This window comes from Streptomyces sp. NPDC007907 (assembly GCF_042959365.1).
GTDB lineage: Bacteria > Actinomycetota > Actinomycetes > Streptomycetales > Streptomycetaceae > Streptomyces > Streptomyces indiaensis.
In genome coordinates this window covers 118,497-136,966 of the sequence record NZ_JBIBKR010000001.1, presented here as the reverse complement: position 1 = coordinate 136,966, position 18,470 = coordinate 118,497, and the positions used below count along the sequence as shown (strand labels likewise).

The 18,470-nt window shown below is 70.2% G+C and carries 16 protein-coding genes; 14 read left to right on the top strand and 2 right to left on the bottom strand.

All coding sequences use genetic code 11. The features are described from left to right. Positions 1-164: 164 nt before the first annotated feature. The 8 genes from ACFZDI_RS00625 (at position 165) to mutM (ending at position 8,562) form a co-directional block, all read left to right on the top strand. Positions 165-3,398, top strand: coding sequence for a helicase-related protein (locus ACFZDI_RS00625; protein WP_391246861.1), 3,234 nt, complete (start codon positions 165-167; stop codon positions 3,396-3,398). Positions 3,399-3,478: 80 nt separating this feature from the next. After that, complete coding sequence (gene rsmD, locus ACFZDI_RS00620) at positions 3,479-4,066, top strand: 16S rRNA (guanine(966)-N(2))-methyltransferase RsmD (protein ID WP_391246859.1); 588 nt, start codon at positions 3,479-3,481, stop codon at positions 4,064-4,066. Between the two features lie 26 nt (positions 4,067-4,092). After that, on the top strand, positions 4,093-4,572 hold the full coding sequence (gene coaD / locus ACFZDI_RS00615; protein ID WP_234847533.1) for a pantetheine-phosphate adenylyltransferase: 480 nt from the start codon (positions 4,093-4,095) through the stop codon (positions 4,570-4,572). Between the two features lie 121 nt (positions 4,573-4,693). Next, on the top strand, positions 4,694-5,785 hold the full coding sequence (locus ACFZDI_RS00610) for an ATP synthase F0 subunit B (RefSeq protein WP_391246857.1): 1,092 nt from the start codon (positions 4,694-4,696) through the stop codon (positions 5,783-5,785). Between the two features lie 133 nt (positions 5,786-5,918). After that, positions 5,919-6,569: a YceD family protein gene (locus ACFZDI_RS00605; RefSeq protein WP_361118849.1), complete on the top strand. Its 651-nt coding sequence runs from the start codon at positions 5,919-5,921 to the stop codon at positions 6,567-6,569. A gap of 2 nt (positions 6,570-6,571) precedes the next feature. Beyond that, positions 6,572-6,745: a 50S ribosomal protein L32 gene (rpmF, locus tag ACFZDI_RS00600; RefSeq protein WP_003951102.1), complete on the top strand. Its 174-nt coding sequence runs from the start codon at positions 6,572-6,574 to the stop codon at positions 6,743-6,745. A gap of 7 nt (positions 6,746-6,752) precedes the next feature. Then, a complete protein-coding gene (rnc, locus tag ACFZDI_RS00595) occupies positions 6,753-7,601 on the top strand; it encodes a ribonuclease III (RefSeq protein ID WP_391246854.1) in 849 nt (282 codons plus the stop codon). A gap of 100 nt (positions 7,602-7,701) precedes the next feature. Further along, positions 7,702-8,562, top strand: a complete 861-nt coding sequence (gene mutM / locus ACFZDI_RS00590) for a bifunctional DNA-formamidopyrimidine glycosylase/DNA-(apurinic or apyrimidinic site) lyase (protein ID WP_234847526.1) — start codon at positions 7,702-7,704, stop codon at positions 8,560-8,562. Here the strand turns inward: mutM and ACFZDI_RS00585 are convergent. Next, positions 8,552-8,950: a winged helix-turn-helix transcriptional regulator gene (locus ACFZDI_RS00585; protein ID WP_391246852.1), complete on the bottom strand. Its 399-nt coding sequence runs from the start codon at positions 8,948-8,950 to the stop codon at positions 8,552-8,554. The genes mutM and ACFZDI_RS00585 overlap by 11 nt on opposite strands. Positions 8,951-9,059: 109 nt before the next feature. Between ACFZDI_RS00585 and ACFZDI_RS00580 the strand changes: the two genes are divergently transcribed. After that, positions 9,060-9,644, top strand: a complete 585-nt coding sequence (locus tag ACFZDI_RS00580; RefSeq protein ID WP_234847524.1) for a flavodoxin family protein — start codon at positions 9,060-9,062, stop codon at positions 9,642-9,644. 338 nt (positions 9,645-9,982) lie between these two features. Then, positions 9,983-10,537, top strand: coding sequence for a hypothetical protein (locus ACFZDI_RS00575; protein ID WP_391246850.1), 555 nt, complete (start codon positions 9,983-9,985; stop codon positions 10,535-10,537). 316 nt (positions 10,538-10,853) lie between these two features. Here the strand turns inward: ACFZDI_RS00575 and ACFZDI_RS00570 are convergent, their stop codons facing one another. Then, a complete protein-coding gene (locus tag ACFZDI_RS00570; RefSeq protein ID WP_234847522.1) occupies positions 10,854-12,008 on the bottom strand; it encodes a CAP domain-containing protein in 1,155 nt (384 codons plus the stop codon). Between the two features lie 161 nt (positions 12,009-12,169). On the opposite strand from ACFZDI_RS00570, the gene ACFZDI_RS00565 reads away from it, so the two are divergent. The 4 genes from ACFZDI_RS00565 to ACFZDI_RS00550 all read left to right on the top strand — a co-directional run bounded on the left by ACFZDI_RS00565 (position 12,170) and on the right by ACFZDI_RS00550 (position 18,463). After that, the gene (locus ACFZDI_RS00565; protein ID WP_234847521.1) at positions 12,170-12,451 is read left to right on the top strand and encodes an acylphosphatase; all 282 of its coding nucleotides are present in this window, start codon (positions 12,170-12,172) and stop codon (positions 12,449-12,451) included. Positions 12,452-12,829: 378 nt separating this feature from the next. Continuing rightward, positions 12,830-13,033 (top strand): hypothetical protein, encoded by a 204-nt coding sequence (locus tag ACFZDI_RS00560; RefSeq protein WP_030852030.1) that lies wholly within the window; start codon positions 12,830-12,832, stop codon positions 13,031-13,033. Between the two features lie 212 nt (positions 13,034-13,245). Further along, the gene (gene smc / locus ACFZDI_RS00555) at positions 13,246-16,821 is read left to right on the top strand and encodes a chromosome segregation protein SMC (protein WP_391246848.1); all 3,576 of its coding nucleotides are present in this window, start codon (positions 13,246-13,248) and stop codon (positions 16,819-16,821) included. A 223-nt stretch (positions 16,822-17,044) separates the two neighbouring features. After that, complete coding sequence (locus ACFZDI_RS00550; RefSeq protein WP_234847519.1) at positions 17,045-18,463, top strand: sugar porter family MFS transporter; 1,419 nt, start codon at positions 17,045-17,047, stop codon at positions 18,461-18,463. The last annotated feature ends 7 nt before the right edge of the window (positions 18,464-18,470 follow it).

Below are 18,470 nucleotides of genomic sequence, written 5' to 3'. Positions count from 1 at the left end.
TCGCGACGGCGCGGGGTCGGGCGGTCCCGGTGGGGCGGCGACCGCGGAAGAGGGCCGGGAGCGCGTCATCCTAAGGCCCGAACCAGCGGCCTGACCAGGGGTTTCCGGGATCTTTACGGCGATCCGGCCGCGACCTGGGGCCAATGTCAGTGGCGTGGTGTGCAATGGATCTCGTGCCCGCACTGGAAGAACCCCTGCGCCAACCGCTCAAGTCGGTGCTCGGCCCCGCCACCGCGAAGGTGATGGCCGAGCACCTCGGCCTGCTCACCGTCGGTGACCTCCTGCACCACTACCCGCGCAGATACGAGGAGCGCGGCCAGCTCACCCACCTCGCCGACCTCCCCATGGACGAGCACGTCACGGTGGTCGCGCAGGTCGCCGACGCCCGGCTGCACACCTTCGCCTCCGCCAAGGCCCCGCGCGGCAAGGGCCAGCGCCTGGAGGTCACGATCACGGACGGCAGCGGCCGTCTCCAACTGGTCTTCTTCGGCGCGGGCGTCCACAAGCCCCACAAGGAACTCCTGCCGGGCACCCGCGCGATGTTCGCCGGCAAGGTCTCCGTCTTCAACCGCCGCCTCCAACTCGCCCACCCGGCCTACGAGTTGCTGCGCGGTGACCCAGAGGAGTCCGTCGAGACGTGGGCGGGCGCCCTGATCCCGATCTACCCCGCCACCGCCAAGCTCGAGTCCTGGAAGATCGGCAAGGCGATCCAGACGGTCCTGCCCACCGCCCAGGAGGCCGTCGACCCGCTGCCGGACACCCTGCGCGAGGGCCGCGGTCTGGTCCCGCTCCCCGAAGCCCTCCTCAAGATCCACCGCCCGCACACCAAGGCCGACGTCGAGGACGCCCGCTCCCGCCTCAAGTGGGACGAGGCCTTCGTCCTCCAGGTCGCCCTGGCCCGCCGCCGCCACGCGGACTCCCAACTCCCCGCCGTCCCCCGCAAGCCCGCCCCCGACGGCCTCCTCACCGCCTTCGACGCCCGACTCCCCTTCACCCTCACCGACGGCCAGCAGCGCGTCTCCCGCGAAATCTTCGACGACCTGGCCACGAGTCATCCGATGCACCGGCTGTTGCAGGGGGAGGTGGGTTCGGGCAAGGCCCAACCCCTCGACGCGCAGGTGCTCACACCCATGGGCTTCCGTCGCATGGGAGATCTGCGCGTGGGTGACGAGGTGGTCGTGCCGGACGGCGGCATCGGGCTGATCGATGGTGTCTTCCCGCAGGGCGAGCGCGATGTGTGGCGCCTGGTCCTGTCCGACGGGAGTTCCGTCGAGTGCGACGACGAGCATCTCTGGATCGTCGGCACGAGCTGTGGTCGGCACGGTGGCCGGACTCCCAAGGTCATGACGACCCGGGAGATCCGTCTCGATACGTTCAAGGCCGACGGGTCCTCGAAGTGGTACATCCCGCCTGCACAGCCGGTCGACCTCGGCGGCGACGCCGGGCTGCCCCTCGACCCCTACCTGCTCGGGCTGCTGCTGGGGGGTGGTTCATTCCGCCACCGTCTCCGCCTTTCCGTCATCGACGACGAGATCCGTGAGGCGGTGGCGGCGGCACTCGCGCCTGATTGCTCGCTGGTACCGGTGGAGGGGTCCCACTGTGACTACGCGATTCAGCTCCAGGAACGTGCCGGAGGCGTGCGGAATCCCGTCGTCCAGGTCCTGCGCGACGTGGGCCTCTGGGGAAGGACGTCCCACGACAGGTTCGTCCCTGCGGCTTTCAAGAACGCTTCGATCAAGGACCGTCTCGCCGTCCTGCAAGGGCTTCTGGACACGGACGGCAGCGTCCAGGCCGACGGCCTGAGCATCTCCCTCTGCTCGCCTTCACGCCGGCTCGCACAGGACGTCGCATGGCTCGTGCGCTCTTTGGGCGGCCGGGCCCGCGTGCAGCCGAGGACAGCCGCGTACCACGTGCAGGTGTCGCTGCCGGACGCGTACACCCCGTTCCGGCTCACCGGCAAAGCAGAACGCCTGCGTCCGAGGCCGAAGGACGACCCGTTCCGGCGCGGTGTCCGGGCGGTCGAGTACGTGGGGCGGAAGCCTGTCCAGTGCATCAGCGTCGCCCACCCCAGCCATGCCTATGTCACCGACAACTTCACCGTCACCCACAACACCATGGTCGCGCTGCGCGCCATGCTCGCCGTGGTCGACGCCGGGGGACAGGCCGCCATGCTCGCGCCCACCGAAGTCCTCGCCCAGCAGCACCACCGGTCCATCGTCGAGATGATGGGCGAGCTGGCCGAGGGCGGGATGCTGGGCGGGGCCGAGCAGGCCACCAAGGTCGTGCTGCTCACCGGTTCCATGGGAGCGGCCGCCCGGCGGCACGCCCTGCTCGACCTCACCACCGGCGAGGCCGGCATCGTCATCGGCACGCACGCGCTGATCGAGGACAAGGTGCAGTTCCACGACCTGGGCCTGGTCGTGGTCGACGAACAGCACCGCTTCGGCGTCGAGCAGCGCGACGCCCTGCGCGGCAAGGGCAAGCAACCCCCGCATCTGCTGGTCATGACCGCCACACCCATCCCGCGCACGGTCGCCATGACCGTCTTCGGCGACCTGGAGACCTCCGTCCTCGACCAGTTGCCGGCCGGCCGCTCGCCGATCGCCAGCCACGTGGTCCCGGCCGCCGACAAGCCCCACTTCCTGTCCCGCGCGTGGGAAAGGGTCCGAGAGGAAGTGGAGAACGGCCACCAGGCCTACGTCGTCTGCCCCCGCATCGGCGACGAGGAGGACGACCCGAAGAAGTCCGCCAGGAAGAAGTCCCCCGAGGACGAGGCGGAGAAGCGCCCGCCCCTCGCCGTGCTCGACGTGGCCGACCAACTGGTCAAGGGGCCTCTCCAGGGCCTGCGCGTCGAGGTGCTGCACGGCCGCATGCACCCCGACGACAAGGACGCCGTCATGCGCCGCTTCGCCGCCGGCGACACCGACGTCCTGGTCGCCACGACGGTCATCGAGGTCGGTGTCAACGTCCCGAACGCCACCGCCATGGTGATCATGGACGCCGACCGCTTCGGCGTCTCCCAGCTCCACCAGCTGCGCGGCCGCGTGGGCCGCGGCTCGGCCCCCGGCCTGTGCCTGCTGGTCACCGAGATGCCCGAGGCGAGCGCGGCCCGCCAGCGCCTCAACGCCGTCGCCTCCACCCTCGACGGCTTCGAGCTCTCCCGCATCGACCTGGAACAGCGCCGCGAGGGAGACGTCCTGGGCCAGGCCCAGTCCGGAGCCCGGACCTCCCTGAAGGTCCTCGCCGTCATCGAGGACGAGGAGATCATCGCGGAGGCGAGGCAGGAGGCGACGGCGGTGGTGAGCGCCGACCCGGACCTGACCCACCTCCCGGCCCTGCGGACGGCTCTGGACGCCCTGCTGGACGAGGAACGGGAGCAGTACCTGGAAAAAGGGTGAGGGATGCCGCCCCAGGGGCGCGGGGAACTGCGCGACCAGCCAAACTGATACCCGAAGCCGCCCACGACCAAGGACCACAGATGACCCGCGTGATCGCCGGCACCGCCGGCGGACGTCGACTCGCCGTTCCTCCCGGCACCGGCACCCGCCCCACCTCCGACCGCGCGCGCGAAGGCCTCTTCTCCACCTGGCAGTCCCTCCTCGGCGGCCCCCTGGACGGCGAACGCGTCCTCGACCTCTACGCAGGCTCGGGAGCCGTGGGCCTGGAGGCCCTCTCCCGAGGCGCCGGCCACACCCTCCTCGTCGAGGCCGACGCCAAGGCCGTGCGGACGGTCCGCGAGAACGTCAAGAACCTCGGTCTCCCCGGCGCCGAGGTCAGAGCGGGCAAAGCGGAACGGATCATCCGCACGGCACCCCCCGGCGACCCCTACGACCTGGTCTTTCTCGACCCCCCGTACGCCGTCACCGACGACGATCTTCGGGAGATCCTCCTCACACTCCGCACAGAGGGCTGGCTCGGCGAAGAAGCCCTCGTCACCGTGGAGCGCAGCACCAGAGGCGGTGAATTCCGGTGGCCCGAGGGTTTCGAACCCCTCCGGGCCCGTCGCTACGGCGAGGGAACGTTTTGGTACGGTCGCGCCGCCTCTACGTGCGAAGACGCACGATGACCGGACCGGAGAGCGAGGGATCACAAGTGCGCCGCGCCGTCTGTCCCGGGTCGTTCGACCCGATCACCAACGGACACCTCGACATCATCTCCCGCGCCTCCAGGCTGTACGACGAGGTCTACGTCGCGGTGATGATCAACCAGGCCAAGAAGGGCCTGTTCGAGATCGAGGAGCGGATCGACCTGATCCGCCGGGTCACCGCCGAGTACGGCAACGTCCGCGTGGAGGCCTTCCACGGCCTGCTCGTCGACTTCTGCAAGCAGCGCGACATCCCGGCCATCGTCAAGGGCCTGCGCGCGGTCAGCGACTTCGACTACGAGCTGCAGATGGCCCAGATGAACAACGGCCTCTCGGGCGTGGAGACCCTCTTCATCCCCACCAACCCCACCTACAGCTTCCTGTCGTCCTCCCTGGTCAAGGAGGTCGCGACCTGGGGCGGCGACGTCTCCCACCTGGTGCCCGCCGAGGTCCTCCAGGTCCTCACCGAGCGCCTGAAGAGGGACTGAACCCGCCCCGGAGGCCTGCACGGAGGCTGACTGCCCGTCACCCGGTGTTCCGGGGCGACCCCGTGGCCGTACAGTCGTCCCGTCCGTCTCCAACGCATCTGTAGAGAGTGGCGAGCACACGGTGGACGTGCAGAAGAAGCTCGACGAGATCGTCTCCGCGGTCTCCGGCGCCCGGTCCATGCCCATGTCGGCCTCGTGCGTGGTCAACCGCGCCGAACTGCTCGCGATGCTGGAAGAGGTGCGCGCGGCACTGCCCGACTCCCTCGCCCAGGCCCAGGAGCTGATCGGCGGGCGCGAGCAGATGGTCGAGCAGGCCCGCCAGGAGGCCCAGCAGATCATCGAGAGCGCGCACGCCGAGCGCGGCTCGCTGATCTCCGGCACCGAGGTCGCCCGCCGCTCCCAGGCCGAGGCCGACCGCATCCTCGCCGAGGCCCGCCAGGAGGCCGAGGAGATCCGCGCCGAGGCCGACGAGTACGTCGACTCCAAGCTCGCCAACTTCGAGGTCGTCCTCACCAAGACCCTGGGCTCCGTCGGCCGCGGCCGCGAGAAGCTGCTGGGCACCGGCCCCGGCGTCGACGAGCACGGCTACGAGGACGAGGACGCCCCCGAGCGCAGCCACGACCCGCAGACCCAGCGCCGCAGCGCCGACGAGTACGTCGACGTCAAGCTCGGCGCCTTCGAGGCGGTCCTCGCCAAGACCCTGGAGGCCGTCGGCCGCGGCCGGCAGAAGCTGCACGGCCGGATCGCCACCGACGACCTGGGCGCCCTCGCCGACGACGCGAGCACCGTCCAGCACTCCAGCGACGCCGACTACCTCGCCGACCTGGCCGCCCTCGCCGACCAGAAGCCCCCGCCCGGGCAGCCCGCCCAGCAGCAGGACTACGCGCAGTCGCAGCCGGCGTACGCCCCGACCGCCGGCTACGCCCCGGCGCCGGACGCCCCGGTCCAGCAGCCCGACCCCTATGGCGGTTACCCCCAGCAGGCCTACGCCGCCCAGCAGGATTCCTACGGCTACCAGCACGCCGATCCCTACGCGTACCAGGGCTACGACCCCCAGCAGGGCGGCTACGACCCCCACCAGGCCCAGCAGCAGCCGCAGCAGGGGCACCAGGCCCAGCAGGGCTACGCCCTCGACGAGACCAGCCTCTTCGACACCAGCATGATCAGCGCCGAGCAGCTGCGGGCCTACGAGCAGGGCCGCGGGCAGGGCTGAACCCCGGATTGGGCCGAAAGCGAAAGGTCCAGTATCCTGGCTCTTCGGTCGCGCGTACGTCCGCGATCAACGCTGCCCGGGAATGACGAAGGGCGGCGTCCCCCCTGAGCTCATCAGCAGACCGAAAGTTGGAATGGCCCTGAACGCCCGCCTCGACCACCGCAACCCCCTCGTGTTCGACACACACGAGCTGGGTCGGCGGCCTGGTGCGCTGCAGCGCCTGACCCGCACGGTCGACGCTCCCAAGGACTTCGGTATCAAGGGAGTCATCGGAGTGCCGGAAGGCGCCCCGGTGGAGCTCGAACTCCGCCTGGAGTCGGTCATGGAAGGGGTGCTCGTCACAGGCACCGCTCGTGCCGCGGCCGAGGGGGAGTGCGTAAGGTGTCTGGAGCCGCTCGAGCAGGAGCTCGAAGCGGAGTTCCAGGAGATGTTCTCGTACCCTGACGCCGACGACCGGGGCCGCGTGATCGCGGAACCGGGCGACGACGCCGAGGACGACGAGGACAGGCTCTTCCTCGAGGACGGCTTGTTCGACCTCGAGCCCGTGCTGCGTGATGCGGTGGTGCTCGCACTGCCGATGCAGCCGGTGTGCCGGGAAGACTGCCCCGGGCTGTGCGCCGAGTGCGGCGCGCGACTGGCGGACGACCCGGACCACCACCATGACGCCGTCGACATCCGTTGGGCGGCATTGCAGGGACTCGCCGGCACCATGAAGGACGGCGAGAAGGACGAGATGAGCGGCGCTGACGCGGAAGCGGGCGTCGACGAGAAGCAGGAGAAGTAGCCGTGGCTGTTCCGAAGCGGAAGATGTCGCGCAGCAACACGCGCCACCGCCGGTCGCAGTGGAAGGCTGCGGTCCCCACCCTGGTTGCGTGCGAGCGCTGCCACGAGCCCAAGCAGCAGCACATCGCGTGCCCGTCGTGCGGCACCTACAACAAGCGCCAGGTCCTCGAGGTCTGAGCGGCTGGTGAGAGGCACTGTGTCCACGCCTAAGAACAAGTCTTCCCGTGCGAGCGGGAATGCTCCGGCGGACAGCCAGGCCTCGTCCCACACGCTTCTGGAAGGGCGGCTCGGCTACAAGCTCGAGTCCGCCCTTCTGGTGCGCGCACTGACCCACCGGTCGTACGCATACGAGAACGGCGGTCTGCCGACCAACGAGCGCCTGGAGTTCCTCGGGGACTCCGTCCTCGGCCTCGTGGTCACGGACACGCTGTACCGCACCCACCCCGACCTCCCAGAAGGCCAGCTGGCCAAGCTGCGGGCCGCGGTGGTGAACTCGCGTGCGCTCGCCGAGGTGGGCCGTGGGCTCGACCTGGGCTCCTTCATCCGGCTCGGCCGGGGTGAAGAGGGCACGGGCGGCCGGGACAAGGCGTCCATCCTCGCCGACACCCTCGAAGCGGTGATCGGCGCGGTCTACCTGGACCAGGGACTGGACTCGGCGGCGGAGCTGGTGCACCGCCTGTTCGACCCCCTGATCGAGAAGTCCTCGAACCTCGGAGCCGGCCTGGACTGGAAGACCAGTCTCCAGGAGCTCACCGCGACCGAGGGGCTCGGCGTTCCCGAGTACCTGGTCACGGAGACCGGCCCCGACCACGAGAAGACCTTCACTGCTGCCGCCCGCGTCGGAGGCGTCTCGTACGGCACCGGCACCGGCCGCAGCAAGAAGGAGGCGGAGCAGCAGGCAGCCGAGTCCGCATGGCGGTCCATCCGGGCCGCGGCGGACGAGCGTGCCAAGGCGGCGAAGGACGCCGAGGCGACGCAGACGGCAGCAGCTCAGGCCGCCCAGGCGGTCACCGACGGCAGCGCCGCAGGCTGACCGCCGCCGCCCGCACCGGGCGGAAAGCAAGCGCACCCGAGCGCCCGCCCCTGCCCGGGGCGGGCGCTCGCGTCATCCACAGGTCCGTGACGGGGGAGCCATGCCCGAGTTGCCCGAGGTCGAGGTCGTACGGCGCGGTCTCGAGCGGTGGGTCGCCCACCGGACCGTCGCCGAGGCGGAGGTGCTGCACCCGCGCGCAGTGCGCCGCCACCTCGCCGGCGCCGACGACTTCGCGCACCGCCTCAAGGGCCACCGCATCGGCGTGCCCAGCCGCCGCGGCAAGTACCTGTGGCTGCCCTTGGAGGACACGGACCAGTCGATCCTCGCCCACCTCGGGATGAGCGGCCAGCTCCTGGTCCAGCCGCACACCGCCCCGGACGAGAAGCACCTGCGCATCCGCGTCCGCTTCACCGACGCCCTGGAGACCGAACTCCGCTTCGTCGACCAGCGCACCTTCGGCGGTCTCTCGCTGCACGACAACACCGCCGAGGGGCTGCCGGACGTCATCGCGCACATCGCCCGCGACCCGCTCGACGAGCTCTTCGACGACGAGGCCTTCCACCGGGCGCTGCGCCGCAAGCGGTCCACCATCAAGCGGGCCCTGCTCGACCAGTCACTGATCAGCGGCGTCGGCAACATCTACGCCGACGAGGCCCTCTGGCGGGCCCGCATCCACTACGAGCGCCCCACCGCGACCTTCACGCGCCCCCGCACCCTGATGCTCCTGGGCCATGTACGGGACGTGATGAACGCGGCCCTCGCGGTGGGCGGCACCAGCTTCGACAGCCTCTACGTCAACGTCAACGGAGAGTCGGGCTACTTCGACCGGTCGCTCGACGCGTACGGGCGCGAGGGCCTGCCCTGCCGGCGCTGCGGCACGCCGATGCGCCGACGGCCCTGGATGAACCGGTCGAGCTACTACTGCCCGAAGTGCCAGCGGCCGCCGAGGATCACGCCCTAGCGGAGTCGTACCGCTCGCGCGCGGCCAGGACCTCTTCCATGCTGCCCTCCACGCAGTGGATCAGGGCGAGCAGCCGCTCGGCCACCTCGCGCCCCAGCGGCGTCAGTTCGTAGTCCACGCGGGGCGGATTGGTCGGCTGGGCCTCACGGTGCACCAGGCCGTCGCGCTCCAGGGCGTGCAGCGTCTGGGACAGCATCTTCTCGCTCACACCGTCGACGCGTCGGCGCAGCTCGTTGAAGCGCAGCGAACCCTCGTACAGGGCGCCGAGCGCGAGGCCGCCCCAGCGTCCCGTGACGTGCTCCAGCGTGCCGCGCGACGGGCAGGCCTTGGCGAACACGTTGAACGGAAGGTCGCCGAGCCCCTCCGGGAGCTCCTGGGTGGTGGTCATACGACCAGGGTACGTCAGCGCAGCGCTAACCAACAGGTTGCACTAACCAAAAGTTAGTGCTTTCCTTTGGTCATCGTCAGCAACTCGCCTCTGTCTCAGGAGTACTCACGTGACCACCCCTGTCGTCTCCCTCGCCTACCACTCGGGCTACGGCCACACTGCCGTCATCGCCGAGGCCGTCCGGGACGGTGCCGTTGAGGCCGGTGCCGAGGTGCACCTGATCAACGTCGACGAGATCACCGAGGAGCAGTGGGCGGTCCTCGACCGCTCGGACGCCATCGTGTTCGGATCGCCCACCTACATGGGCACCGCGTCCGGCGCCTTCCACGTCTTCGCGGAGGCCACGTCGAAGCGCTGGGCGACCCAGGCCTGGAAGGACAAGCTGGCCGCGGGCTTCACGAACTCCGCCTCCAAGAGCGGTGACAAGCTGCACACCCTGCAGTACTTCCAGATCCTCGCCGCCCAGCTCGGCATGCACTGGGTGAACCTGGGGCTGCTCCCCGGCTGGAACAGCAGCACCGGCTCCGAGCAGGACCTCAACCGTCTCGGCGTCTTCGCGGGCGCGGCCGCTCAGACCAACGCCGACGAGGGCCCCGAGGCGGTCCACAAGGCGGACATCGCCACGGCCGAGGCGCTGGGCCGCAGGGTGGCCGAGACGGCCAGGGTGTTCCGCAGGGGCCTGGCCGCCGCCTGAGTGCCGCGAGCGGGACTCAGTAGCCGAAGAAGTGAAGGGCCGGGTCTCTGACCTGCGGCCGTATATTCGATCAACGCTGCGACCTGCGACTCAGCTGTCGGTGGTTGTCGGCGTTGGTCGTCGTTGAGCACGCAACCCCACCGGCCAGCGCTGACCGTCTTTTGCCTCTAGCCGCGCAGGTCGCGGGAGTGGCACGCCCTGATCACGCTTGCGTCGCGGCTGGAACCCTATTCGCACTGCGACCTTGACTAAAAATAGCCCTTAGGTGAGCCTTACCTAAATCTCGTCTGTGGTTGCCGTAGGAGTCATCTGTGTCCGTGCTGCCCTCGGAGTCATCCGTGTCCCCTCCGGCGGCGCCCGCCCGGCCGCTGGGGCTGTACGACACATGGTGGACAGTCGGAGCTGCCGCGCTCGCCGCCTGCCTGGGGCTCTCGGCCTGCGCCTGGATATCCATGCACCTGCACGTGGACGCCGCCCTCCACACCGTGGTGCTCTTTGCTCACCTGGCCTCGCTCGTGCTCGGCTTTGGGGCTGTCCTGGTGACCGACTACTACGCGCTCCTGTATCTGACGGGCCGGTGCGCCCTGCGCGATGCCCTGAACAGCACGGCCCACCTCCACGTCCCCATCTGGACCGGCCTTGCCGGTCTCGTGGCCAGCGGCGTGATGCTCCACCCGAACCTTGGCTCCACCCTCACTCGCATCAAGTTGGGGCTGGTGCTCGGCCTCACCCTCAACGGCCTCCAGGCCGGCCTCCTGAACAGACGCATGATGCAACAGGGCAGCGGTGTGTTCTCGCCGCGCCTCTTGGCCTGGGGAGCCGCGACGGCTCTCGTCTCTCAGGCCTGCTGGTGGGGCGCCGTGGTCATCGGATTCCGCAACAGCCAGCACTGAAGGTCGGCGGAGCGGCTTCGGAGCGAGTGATCATGGCCCCGTAAGTTTCCGGCACGTCGGGCAGTCTGTGGACCTGCCCGCCACAGCACGACGTTGGGGCCATCCCCGTCGTAGACAAGGCGCGGTTCGTCGGGCTTCGGGGCAACGCATCGCTTGCGACGGCGGATCAGGCCCCTCCCGGCGAAGTAGATCCTGATGCCGTCGAGCGGGACCCGGACCCGGGCCGCCGTGGATCGCGTTTTCTCTGACGAGGAACCTGCCACGGACGGCCCGGACACGGCCCACGAGGGGCATAGTCCTGTGACCTGCGGTTATCTCAATAGCCGAAGTTCTGGGTCCACCAGGGGCCGCCCGAGCCGAGCTCGACGCCGACGCCCAGAGTCTTGAAGTCGCAGTTCAGGATGTTCGCGCGGTGGCCGGGGCTGTTCATCCAGGCGTCCATCACGGCCGCGGCGTCGGCCTGGCCGCGGGCGATGTTCTCACCGCCGAGGTTGGATATCCCGGCCTTCTCGGCCCGGTCCCACGGCGTGCGGCCGTCCGGGTCGGTGTGATCGAAGAAGCCCCGGGCGGCCATGGCCTCGCTGTAGTTCTGGGCCAGGGCGGTCAGTGCACTGTTGGCGGCCACCGGGCTGCAACCCACCTTGGCCCGCTCCTCGTTCACGAGGCTCAGCACCTGTGCCGCGGCGGCGGACTCCCCGGACAGCGCGGCGGAGGCGTCGGGCTTTTGGGGCGCCTTCGTGGCCGTCCGGGAGGGCGTGCTCTCCGGCTTCTCGCTGGGAGTGGCCGCCGGCTTCTTCTCCGGGGTCTTCTTCTCCTGCGTCTTCTCGGGCTTCTCCGGCGTCTTCGTCGGCGCGGCCGAGGTCTTCGAGGCCGACGGCGACGGCGAGGCGGAGCGCTCGGTGCCCCGGCTGGTGGACGTCTCGTCCCGGCTGTCGGCGCTGCCGGACGTGCCGCCCTGCTCGATCGGAGTGTTCGTGGGGGTGTCGCCGGCCTGGACGTTGTCGGCCCCGCCGCCCCCGCCGAGCTTGTAGTTGTCGAGGCCGGGCACGGCGCCCGTGGCGACCGCGACCGTGCCGAGGGCGACCGCGGCGGAGACACCGAGCAGGCCGGTGCGCATCGGCCGGGCGGTCTTCTTGCGGCGACGGTGCGCGCCCGCCCGGCGGGTGCCGCCGTCGGGGGTGAAACCGTCGGAGCCGAACCCGTCGGAGCCGAACCCGCCGCTCGCGAAGACGGCCGTGTCCGTGAAGCGGTCACCGGCCGGGGAGGCCTCCGCGCCGAACAGGTAGGCGTCGCTTCTGGCGCTGGTCTCGGCGTACGCCTCCGGGTTCAGATAGGGCGCGATGCCCATCGTCGGGGCGTCGTCCGCGGTGTACAGCGGTCCGTGGCGCTCCGCGAAGCCGTCGGGGTGGGTGATTCCCGTGGCGCGGCCCGTGGCGGCGCGGCCGGCGTCGGAGCGTCGGTGGCGTCCCATGTCCTGGCCTTCCTCGTCCTGGCGGTCGACTCGTCCTCGAGATCAACACCAAACTCACTCGATCGTGTGAGTTTCATATGAGATTCGTTGAGGGGGGACGGTACCGCATGGCGCAAGTGGAGGAAGTGCCCGCAGGGAGATTGGGCGGTTAGGTTGCAGTCATGAGCGAAGATGTGCGACTGGTCGCCTGGGTGCGAGGACGCGTCCAAGGTGTGGGTTTCCGCTGGTTCACGCGGGCCAAGGCGTTGGAGATCGGCGGCCTGAGTGGTTTTGCTCTCAATTTGGGCGATGGGCGGGTCCAGGTGGTCGCCGAGGGCGGGCGCGAGGGCTGCGAGGGCCTTCTGGAGTGGCTGCAGGGCGACGACACGCCCGGCCGCGTGGACGGCGTCACCGAGATCTGGGACACACCCCGCGGCGGTTACGAGGGCTTCGCCATCCGCTGATCAGGCCCGCCGGGCGGCCCCCCGGGCCGCCCGCGCACGGGGCGCGGACAGCCACCCCGAGACGAAACTTGCTGGTGATTGCCGGAACCGCTTGCCTCGGCGCGCTCCGCACGCAAGGATGATCGCCACGCCCCGAGGGTCCCGCAGAAGCCGCGGTACGGCCGTTCCAGGCCGCGCGTGCCCGGGCTGCCCCTTGATACGGGGCGTGATCGTGTTGACCGTCAAACTTTTTGGTGAGACGCTGAAAGCCCCGCGCACCTTAGCTGTTTGGCATGGCTGAACGGCAGTACAACTCCAGGCCCTGCCAAGACCGCGGGTGCGAATCCCTCACGACCCACACCGCAGCGGTCGGTCACGCATTGTGGAGGACCATCCATCATGGCAAAGGCGCTTCTCGGTTACGTCGGCGGCTCCGACCCGCGACTCCTCGCCGAGATGCGACGGCTCCAGCAGCGCGTCCAGGACCTGGAATCCGAGCTCGGACGGATCCAGGCGGAGAACGAAGCGCTGACGGCTGCCGCTTCTCACGACAGGATCATGGAGAGCGTTGACGCACACCAGGCGGAGCCTGCGCTCACCTGATCACTGCGCCGCTCCACATCGGCACAGCAGTGGTCGGGCCGCCCGTCACAACCGCCTGATTGTCAGAAGTGCAAGGGACGCCCCGTCGGCGTCCCTTCTTTCTTGCCCCCGCATCCTTTCACCGTCTTTAACGTCTGATGTGCCCTGCGCGTTCAGCGGTGAAACCGTGGGTTCATGGAGTGAGACCGACCCGGGCGGTAAAGTCCGGCGGCGTGCACCTCAAGGCCCTGACCCTCCGTGGGTTCAAGTCGTTCGCCTCGGCGACCACCCTCCGGTTCGAGCCGGGGATCACGTGCGTCGTCGGACCGAACGGCTCGGGCAAGTCCAACGTCGTCGACGCGCTCAGCTGGGTCATGGGCGAGCAGGGCGCCAAGTCGCTGCGCGGCGGCAAGATGGAGGACGTCATCTTCGCCGGCACCACCGGCCGCCCCCCGCTGGGCCGGGCCGAGGTGTCCCTGACCATCGACAACTCCGACGGGGCCCTCCCCATCGAGTACGCCGAGGTCACCATCACGCGGATCATGTTCCGCAACGGCGGCAGCGAGTACCAGATCAACGGCGACACCTGCCGCCTCCTCGACATCCAGGAGCTCCTCTCCGACTCCGGCATCGGCCGTGAGATGCACGTGATCGTCGGGCAGGGCCAGCTCGACTCCGTGCTGCACGCCGACCCCATGGGCCGGCGCGCCTTCATCGAGGAGGCCGCCGGCGTCCTCAAGCACCGCAAGCGCAAGGAGAAGGCGCTGCGCAAGCTGGACGCGATGCAGGCCAACCTCGCACGCGTGCAGGACCTCACCGACGAACTCAGACGCCAGCTCAAGCCCCTCGGCCGCCAGGCGGCCGTCGCCCGCCGGGCCGCCGTCATCCAGGCCGACCTGCGCGACGCCCGCCTGCGCCTGCTGGCCGACGACCTCGTACGGCTCCAGGAGGCGCTCAAGGCCGAGGTCGCCGACGAGGCCGCGCTGAAGGAACGCAAGGAGTCCGCCGAGCAGGACCTGCGCAGGGCGCTCCAGCGCGAGGCCCTCCTGGAGGACGAGGTCCGGCAGCTCACGCCACGCCTCCAGCGGGCACAGCAGACCTGGTACGAGCTCTCCCAGCTCGCCGAACGCGTGCGCGGCACGATCTCCCTCGCCGACGCCCGGGTGAAGAGCGCCACCTCCGCGCCCCCCGAGGAGCGGCGCGGCCGCGATCCCGAGGACATGGAGCGCGAGGCGGCCCGCATCCGCGAGCAGGAGGCCGAGCTGGAGGCGGCCCTGGAGGCGGCCGAACGCGCCCTGGAGGACACGGTCGCCCACCGTGCCGAGCTGGAACGCGCCCTCACCGAGGAGGAACGGCGCCTCAAGGACGCCGCCCGTGCCATCGCCGACCGGCGTGAGGGACTGGCCCGCCTCAGCGGCCAGGTCAACGCCGCCCGCTCCCGCGCGGCCTCCGCCCAGGCCGAGATCGAACGCCTGGCCGCCGCCCGCGACGAGGCGCAGGAACGTGCCGTCGCCGCCCAGGAGGAGTACGAGGCCCTCCAGGCCGAGGTCGACGGTCTCGACGCGGGCGACGCGGAACTCGCCGAGCAGCACGAGTCGGCCAAGCAGCGGCTGGCCGACGCCGAGTCCGCCCTCACGGCCGCCCGTGAGGCCGCCACCGCGGCGGAACGCAGACGCGCCGCGACCCAGGCCCGCCACGAGGCCCTGGCCCTCGGCCTGCGCCGCAAGGACGGCACCGGCATACTGCTGGCCGCGAAGGACCGCCTCTCCGGCCTGCTCGGCCCGGCGGCGGAACTCCTGACGGTGGTCCAGGGCCACGAGGTCGCCCTGGCCGCGGCGTTCGGGGCGGCGGCGGACGCCATCGCGGTCACGTCCCCGGCAACCGCGGCCGACGCGATCCGACTCCTCCGCAAACAGGACGGGGGCAGGGCCACCCTGCTCCTGGCAGGAGATGACGCCCTCAGGGGCGCGGGGAACTGCGCGAGCAGCCACGGCCCCGCAGACGCCCGCCACACCTGTGCCGCAGACCTGGTCCGCGGCCCCACGGACCTCATGCCTGCCGTAAGACGGCTCCTCCACGGCATCGTCGTGGTCGACACCCTCGAAGACGCGGAAAGCCTCGTCTACACCCACCCGGACCTCACCGCCGTCACCGCCGAAGGCGACCTCCTCGGCACCCACTTCGCCCACGGCGGCTCCGCCGGCGCCCCCAGCCTCCTCGAGGTCCAGGCATCCGTCGACGAGGCCGCCGCCGAGCTGGAAGAGCTCGCCGTCCGCTGCGAGGAGCTGACCGAGGCCCAGCATGCAGCCGTCGAGCGGCGCAAGGAAGCCGCCGTGCTGGTCGAGGAGCTGGGGGAGCGGCGCCGGGCGGCCGACCGGGAGAAGTCGGCCGTCGCCCAGCAGCTCGGCCGTCTCGCGGGGCAGGCACGGGGCGCGGCGGGGGAGGCCGAGCGGTCCACCGCCGCCGCGGCCCGGGCGCAGGAAGCCCTCGACAGGGCACTGGAAGAGGTCGAGGAACTCGCCGAGCGGCTCGCCGTCGCCGAGGAGATGCCGATCGACGAGGAGCCCGACACCTCCGTACGGGACCGGCTCGCCGCCGACGGTGCCAACGCACGGCAGACCGAGATGGAGGCCCGGCTCCAGGCCCGGACGCACGAGGAACGCGTCAAGGGACTGGCCGGACGGGCCGACTCCCTGGACCGGGCCGCCCGCGCGGAACGCGAGGCACGCGCGCGTGCCGAGCAGCGGCGGGCCCGGCTGCGCCACGAGGCGGCCGTCGCCGAGGCCGTCGGCTCCGGTGCGCGGCAGCTGCTCGCGCACGTCGAGGTCTCCCTGGCCCGCGCCGACCGGGAGCGCACCGCCGCCGAGGCCGCCAAGGCCCGCCGCGAGCAGGAACTCGCCCGTGCACGCACCGAGGGGCGCGATCTCAAGGCCGAGCTCGACAAGTTGACGGATTCGGTCCACCGCGGCGAGGTACTCGGCGCCGAGAAACGGCTGCGCATCGAGCAGTTGGAGACCAAGGCGCTGGAGGAGCTGGGTGTCGAACCGGCCGGGCTGGTGGCGGAGTACGGACCGCACCAGCTCGTGCCGCCCTCGCCCCCCGCCGAGGGCGAGGAGCTGCCGGAGGACCCGGAGCACCCGCGCAACCGGCCCCGGCCCTATCTCCGGGCCGAGCAGGAGAAGCGCCTCAAGGCCGCCGAGCGTGCCTACCAGCAGCTCGGCAAGGTGAACCCGCTCGCCCTGGAGGAGTTCGCGGCGCTGGAGGAACGCCACCAGTTCCTCAGCGAGCAGCTCGAGGACCTGAAGAAGACGCGGGCGGACCTCCTCCAGGTGGTGAAGGAGGTCGACGAACGCGTCGAGCAGGTCTTCACCGAGGCGTACCGCGACACGGCCCGGGAGTTCGAGGGCGTCTTCAGCCGGCTGTTCCCCGGTGGTGAGGGGCGGCTGGTGCTGACCGACCCCGACAACATGCTCACCACGGGCGTGGACGTCGAGGCGCGTCCGCCGGGCAAGAAGGTCAAGCGGCTGTCGCTGCTCTCGGGCGGGGAGCGGTCGCTGACGGCGGTGGCGATGCTGGTGTCGATCTTCAAGGCACGGCCCAGTCCGTTCTACGTCATGGACGAGGTCGAGGCCGCCCTGGACGACACCAACCTCCAGCGGCTCATCCGGATCATGCAGGAGCTCCAGGAAGCCTCCCAGCTGATCGTGATCACACACCAGAAGCGCACGATGGAGGTCGCCGACGCCCTCTACGGCGTCTCCATGCAGGGCGACGGTGTGTCGAAGGTCATCAGCCAGCGCCTCCGCTAGATGCGTGCGCGTTACACCGTCTTCACCTGCATCTCTTCGTGACTTCAACACTTGAACACATAGCCCCCACACTCCTGTCTCAGGTTCACAGCTGCTGACCTATTGACTTCGAAACTTGAAGGCATAGTCTCTGCAACGTTCCTTTTACCTTCAGGTACCTTCAGGTGGCACCACGAAGGGCTGATCCCCTCCGGCAGCGTTGCCGGTGGCCCGAGGAGTTCACGTGACCAGCACAGCGCAGGCCCCCAAGTCAGGAGCCAGGACGGCTCACCCCGATCATCTCGGGCACGTCATCTTCATCGCGGCGGCGGCCGCGATGGGCGGCTTCCTCTTCGGCTACGACAGCTCCGTGATCAACGGCGCCGTCGAGGCCATCCGGGACCGCTACGACGTCGGCTCCGCGGCCCTCGCCCAGGTCATCGCCATCGCCCTGATCGGGTGCGCCGTCGGCGCGGCGACGGCCGGCCGCATAGCCGACCGCATCGGCCGCATCCGGTGCATGCAGATCGCCGCGGCCCTCTTCACCGTCAGCGCCGTCGGCTCCGCGCTGCCCTTCGGCCTGTGGGACCTGGCCTTCTGGCGGGTCGTCGGCGGCTTCGCCATCGGCATGGCGTCCGTGATCGGCCCGGCCTACATCGCCGAGGTCGCGCCGCCCGCCTACCGCGGCCGGCTCGGCTCCTTCCAGCAGGCCGCGATCGTCATCGGCATCGCCGTGTCGCAGCTGGTCAACTGGGGCCTGCTGAACGCCGCCGACGGTGACCAGCGCGGCAAGCTGATGGGCCTGGAGGCCTGGCAGGTCATGCTCGGCGTCATGGTCGTCCCGGCCGTCCTCTACGGCCTGCTCTCCTTCGCCATCCCCGAGTCCCCGCGCTTCCTCATCTCCGTCGGCAAGCACGAGCGCGCCCGGGAGATCCTCGCCGAGGTCGAGGGCAAGGACGTCGACCTGAAGGCCCGTGTCGCCGAGATCGAGGGCGCCATGAAGAGCGAGCACAAGTCGAGCTTCAAGGACCTGCTCGGCGGCGGCTTCTTCTTCAAGCCGATCGTCTGGGTCGGTATCGGCCTGTCGGTCTTCCAGCAGTTCGTCGGCATCAACGTCGCGTTCTACTACTCCGCCACGCTGTGGCAGTCCGTCGGCGTCGACCCCGCCGACTCGTTCTTCTACTCCTTCACCACGTCGATCATCAACATCGTCGGCACCGTCATCGCGATGATCTTCGTCGACCGCATCGGCCGCCGGCCGCTCGCGATCATCGGCTCGGTCGGCATGGTCGTCGGCCTGGCGCTGGAGGCCTGGGCGTTCTCCTACCACCTCGTCGACGGCAAGCTGCCGGCCACGCAGGGCTGGATCGCCCTGATCGCCGCGCACGTCTTCGTCCTCTTCTTCGCCCTGTCCTGGGGCGTGGTCGTCTGGGTCATGCTCGGCGAGATGTTCCCCAACCGGATCCGTGCCGCCGCCCTGGGCGTGGCCGCCGCCGCGCAGTGGATCGCCAACTGGGCCATCACCGCGAGCTTCCCGTCCCTGGCCGACTGGAACCTCTCCGTGACGTACGTGATCTACACCGCGTTCGCCGCGCTCTCGATCCCGTTCGTCCTGAAGTTCGTCAAGGAGACGAAGGGCAAGGCCCTGGAGGAGATGGGCTAGACCCGCC

Bases quoted from the DNA above. Each gene is read 5' to 3' on its own strand.
- ACFZDI_RS00625 (WP_391246861.1), top strand. From the start codon at position 165: ATGGATCTCGTGCCCGCACTGGAAGAACCCCTGCGCCAACCGCTCAAG.
- rsmD (WP_391246859.1), top strand. From the start codon at position 3,479: ATGACCCGCGTGATCGCCGGCACCGCCGGCGGACGTCGACTCGCCGTT.
- ACFZDI_RS00605 (WP_361118849.1), top strand. From the start codon at position 5,919: ATGGCCCTGAACGCCCGCCTCGACCACCGCAACCCCCTCGTGTTCGAC.
- mutM (WP_234847526.1), top strand. From the start codon at position 7,702: ATGCCCGAGTTGCCCGAGGTCGAGGTCGTACGGCGCGGTCTCGAGCGG.
- ACFZDI_RS00585 (WP_391246852.1), bottom strand. From the start codon at position 8,950: ATGACCACCACCCAGGAGCTCCCGGAGGGGCTCGGCGACCTTCCGTTC.
- ACFZDI_RS00570 (WP_234847522.1), bottom strand. From the start codon at position 12,008: ATGGGACGCCACCGACGCTCCGACGCCGGCCGCGCCGCCACGGGCCGC.
- ACFZDI_RS00565 (WP_234847521.1), top strand. From the start codon at position 12,170: ATGAGCGAAGATGTGCGACTGGTCGCCTGGGTGCGAGGACGCGTCCAA.
- ACFZDI_RS00560 (WP_030852030.1), top strand. From the start codon at position 12,830: ATGGCAAAGGCGCTTCTCGGTTACGTCGGCGGCTCCGACCCGCGACTC.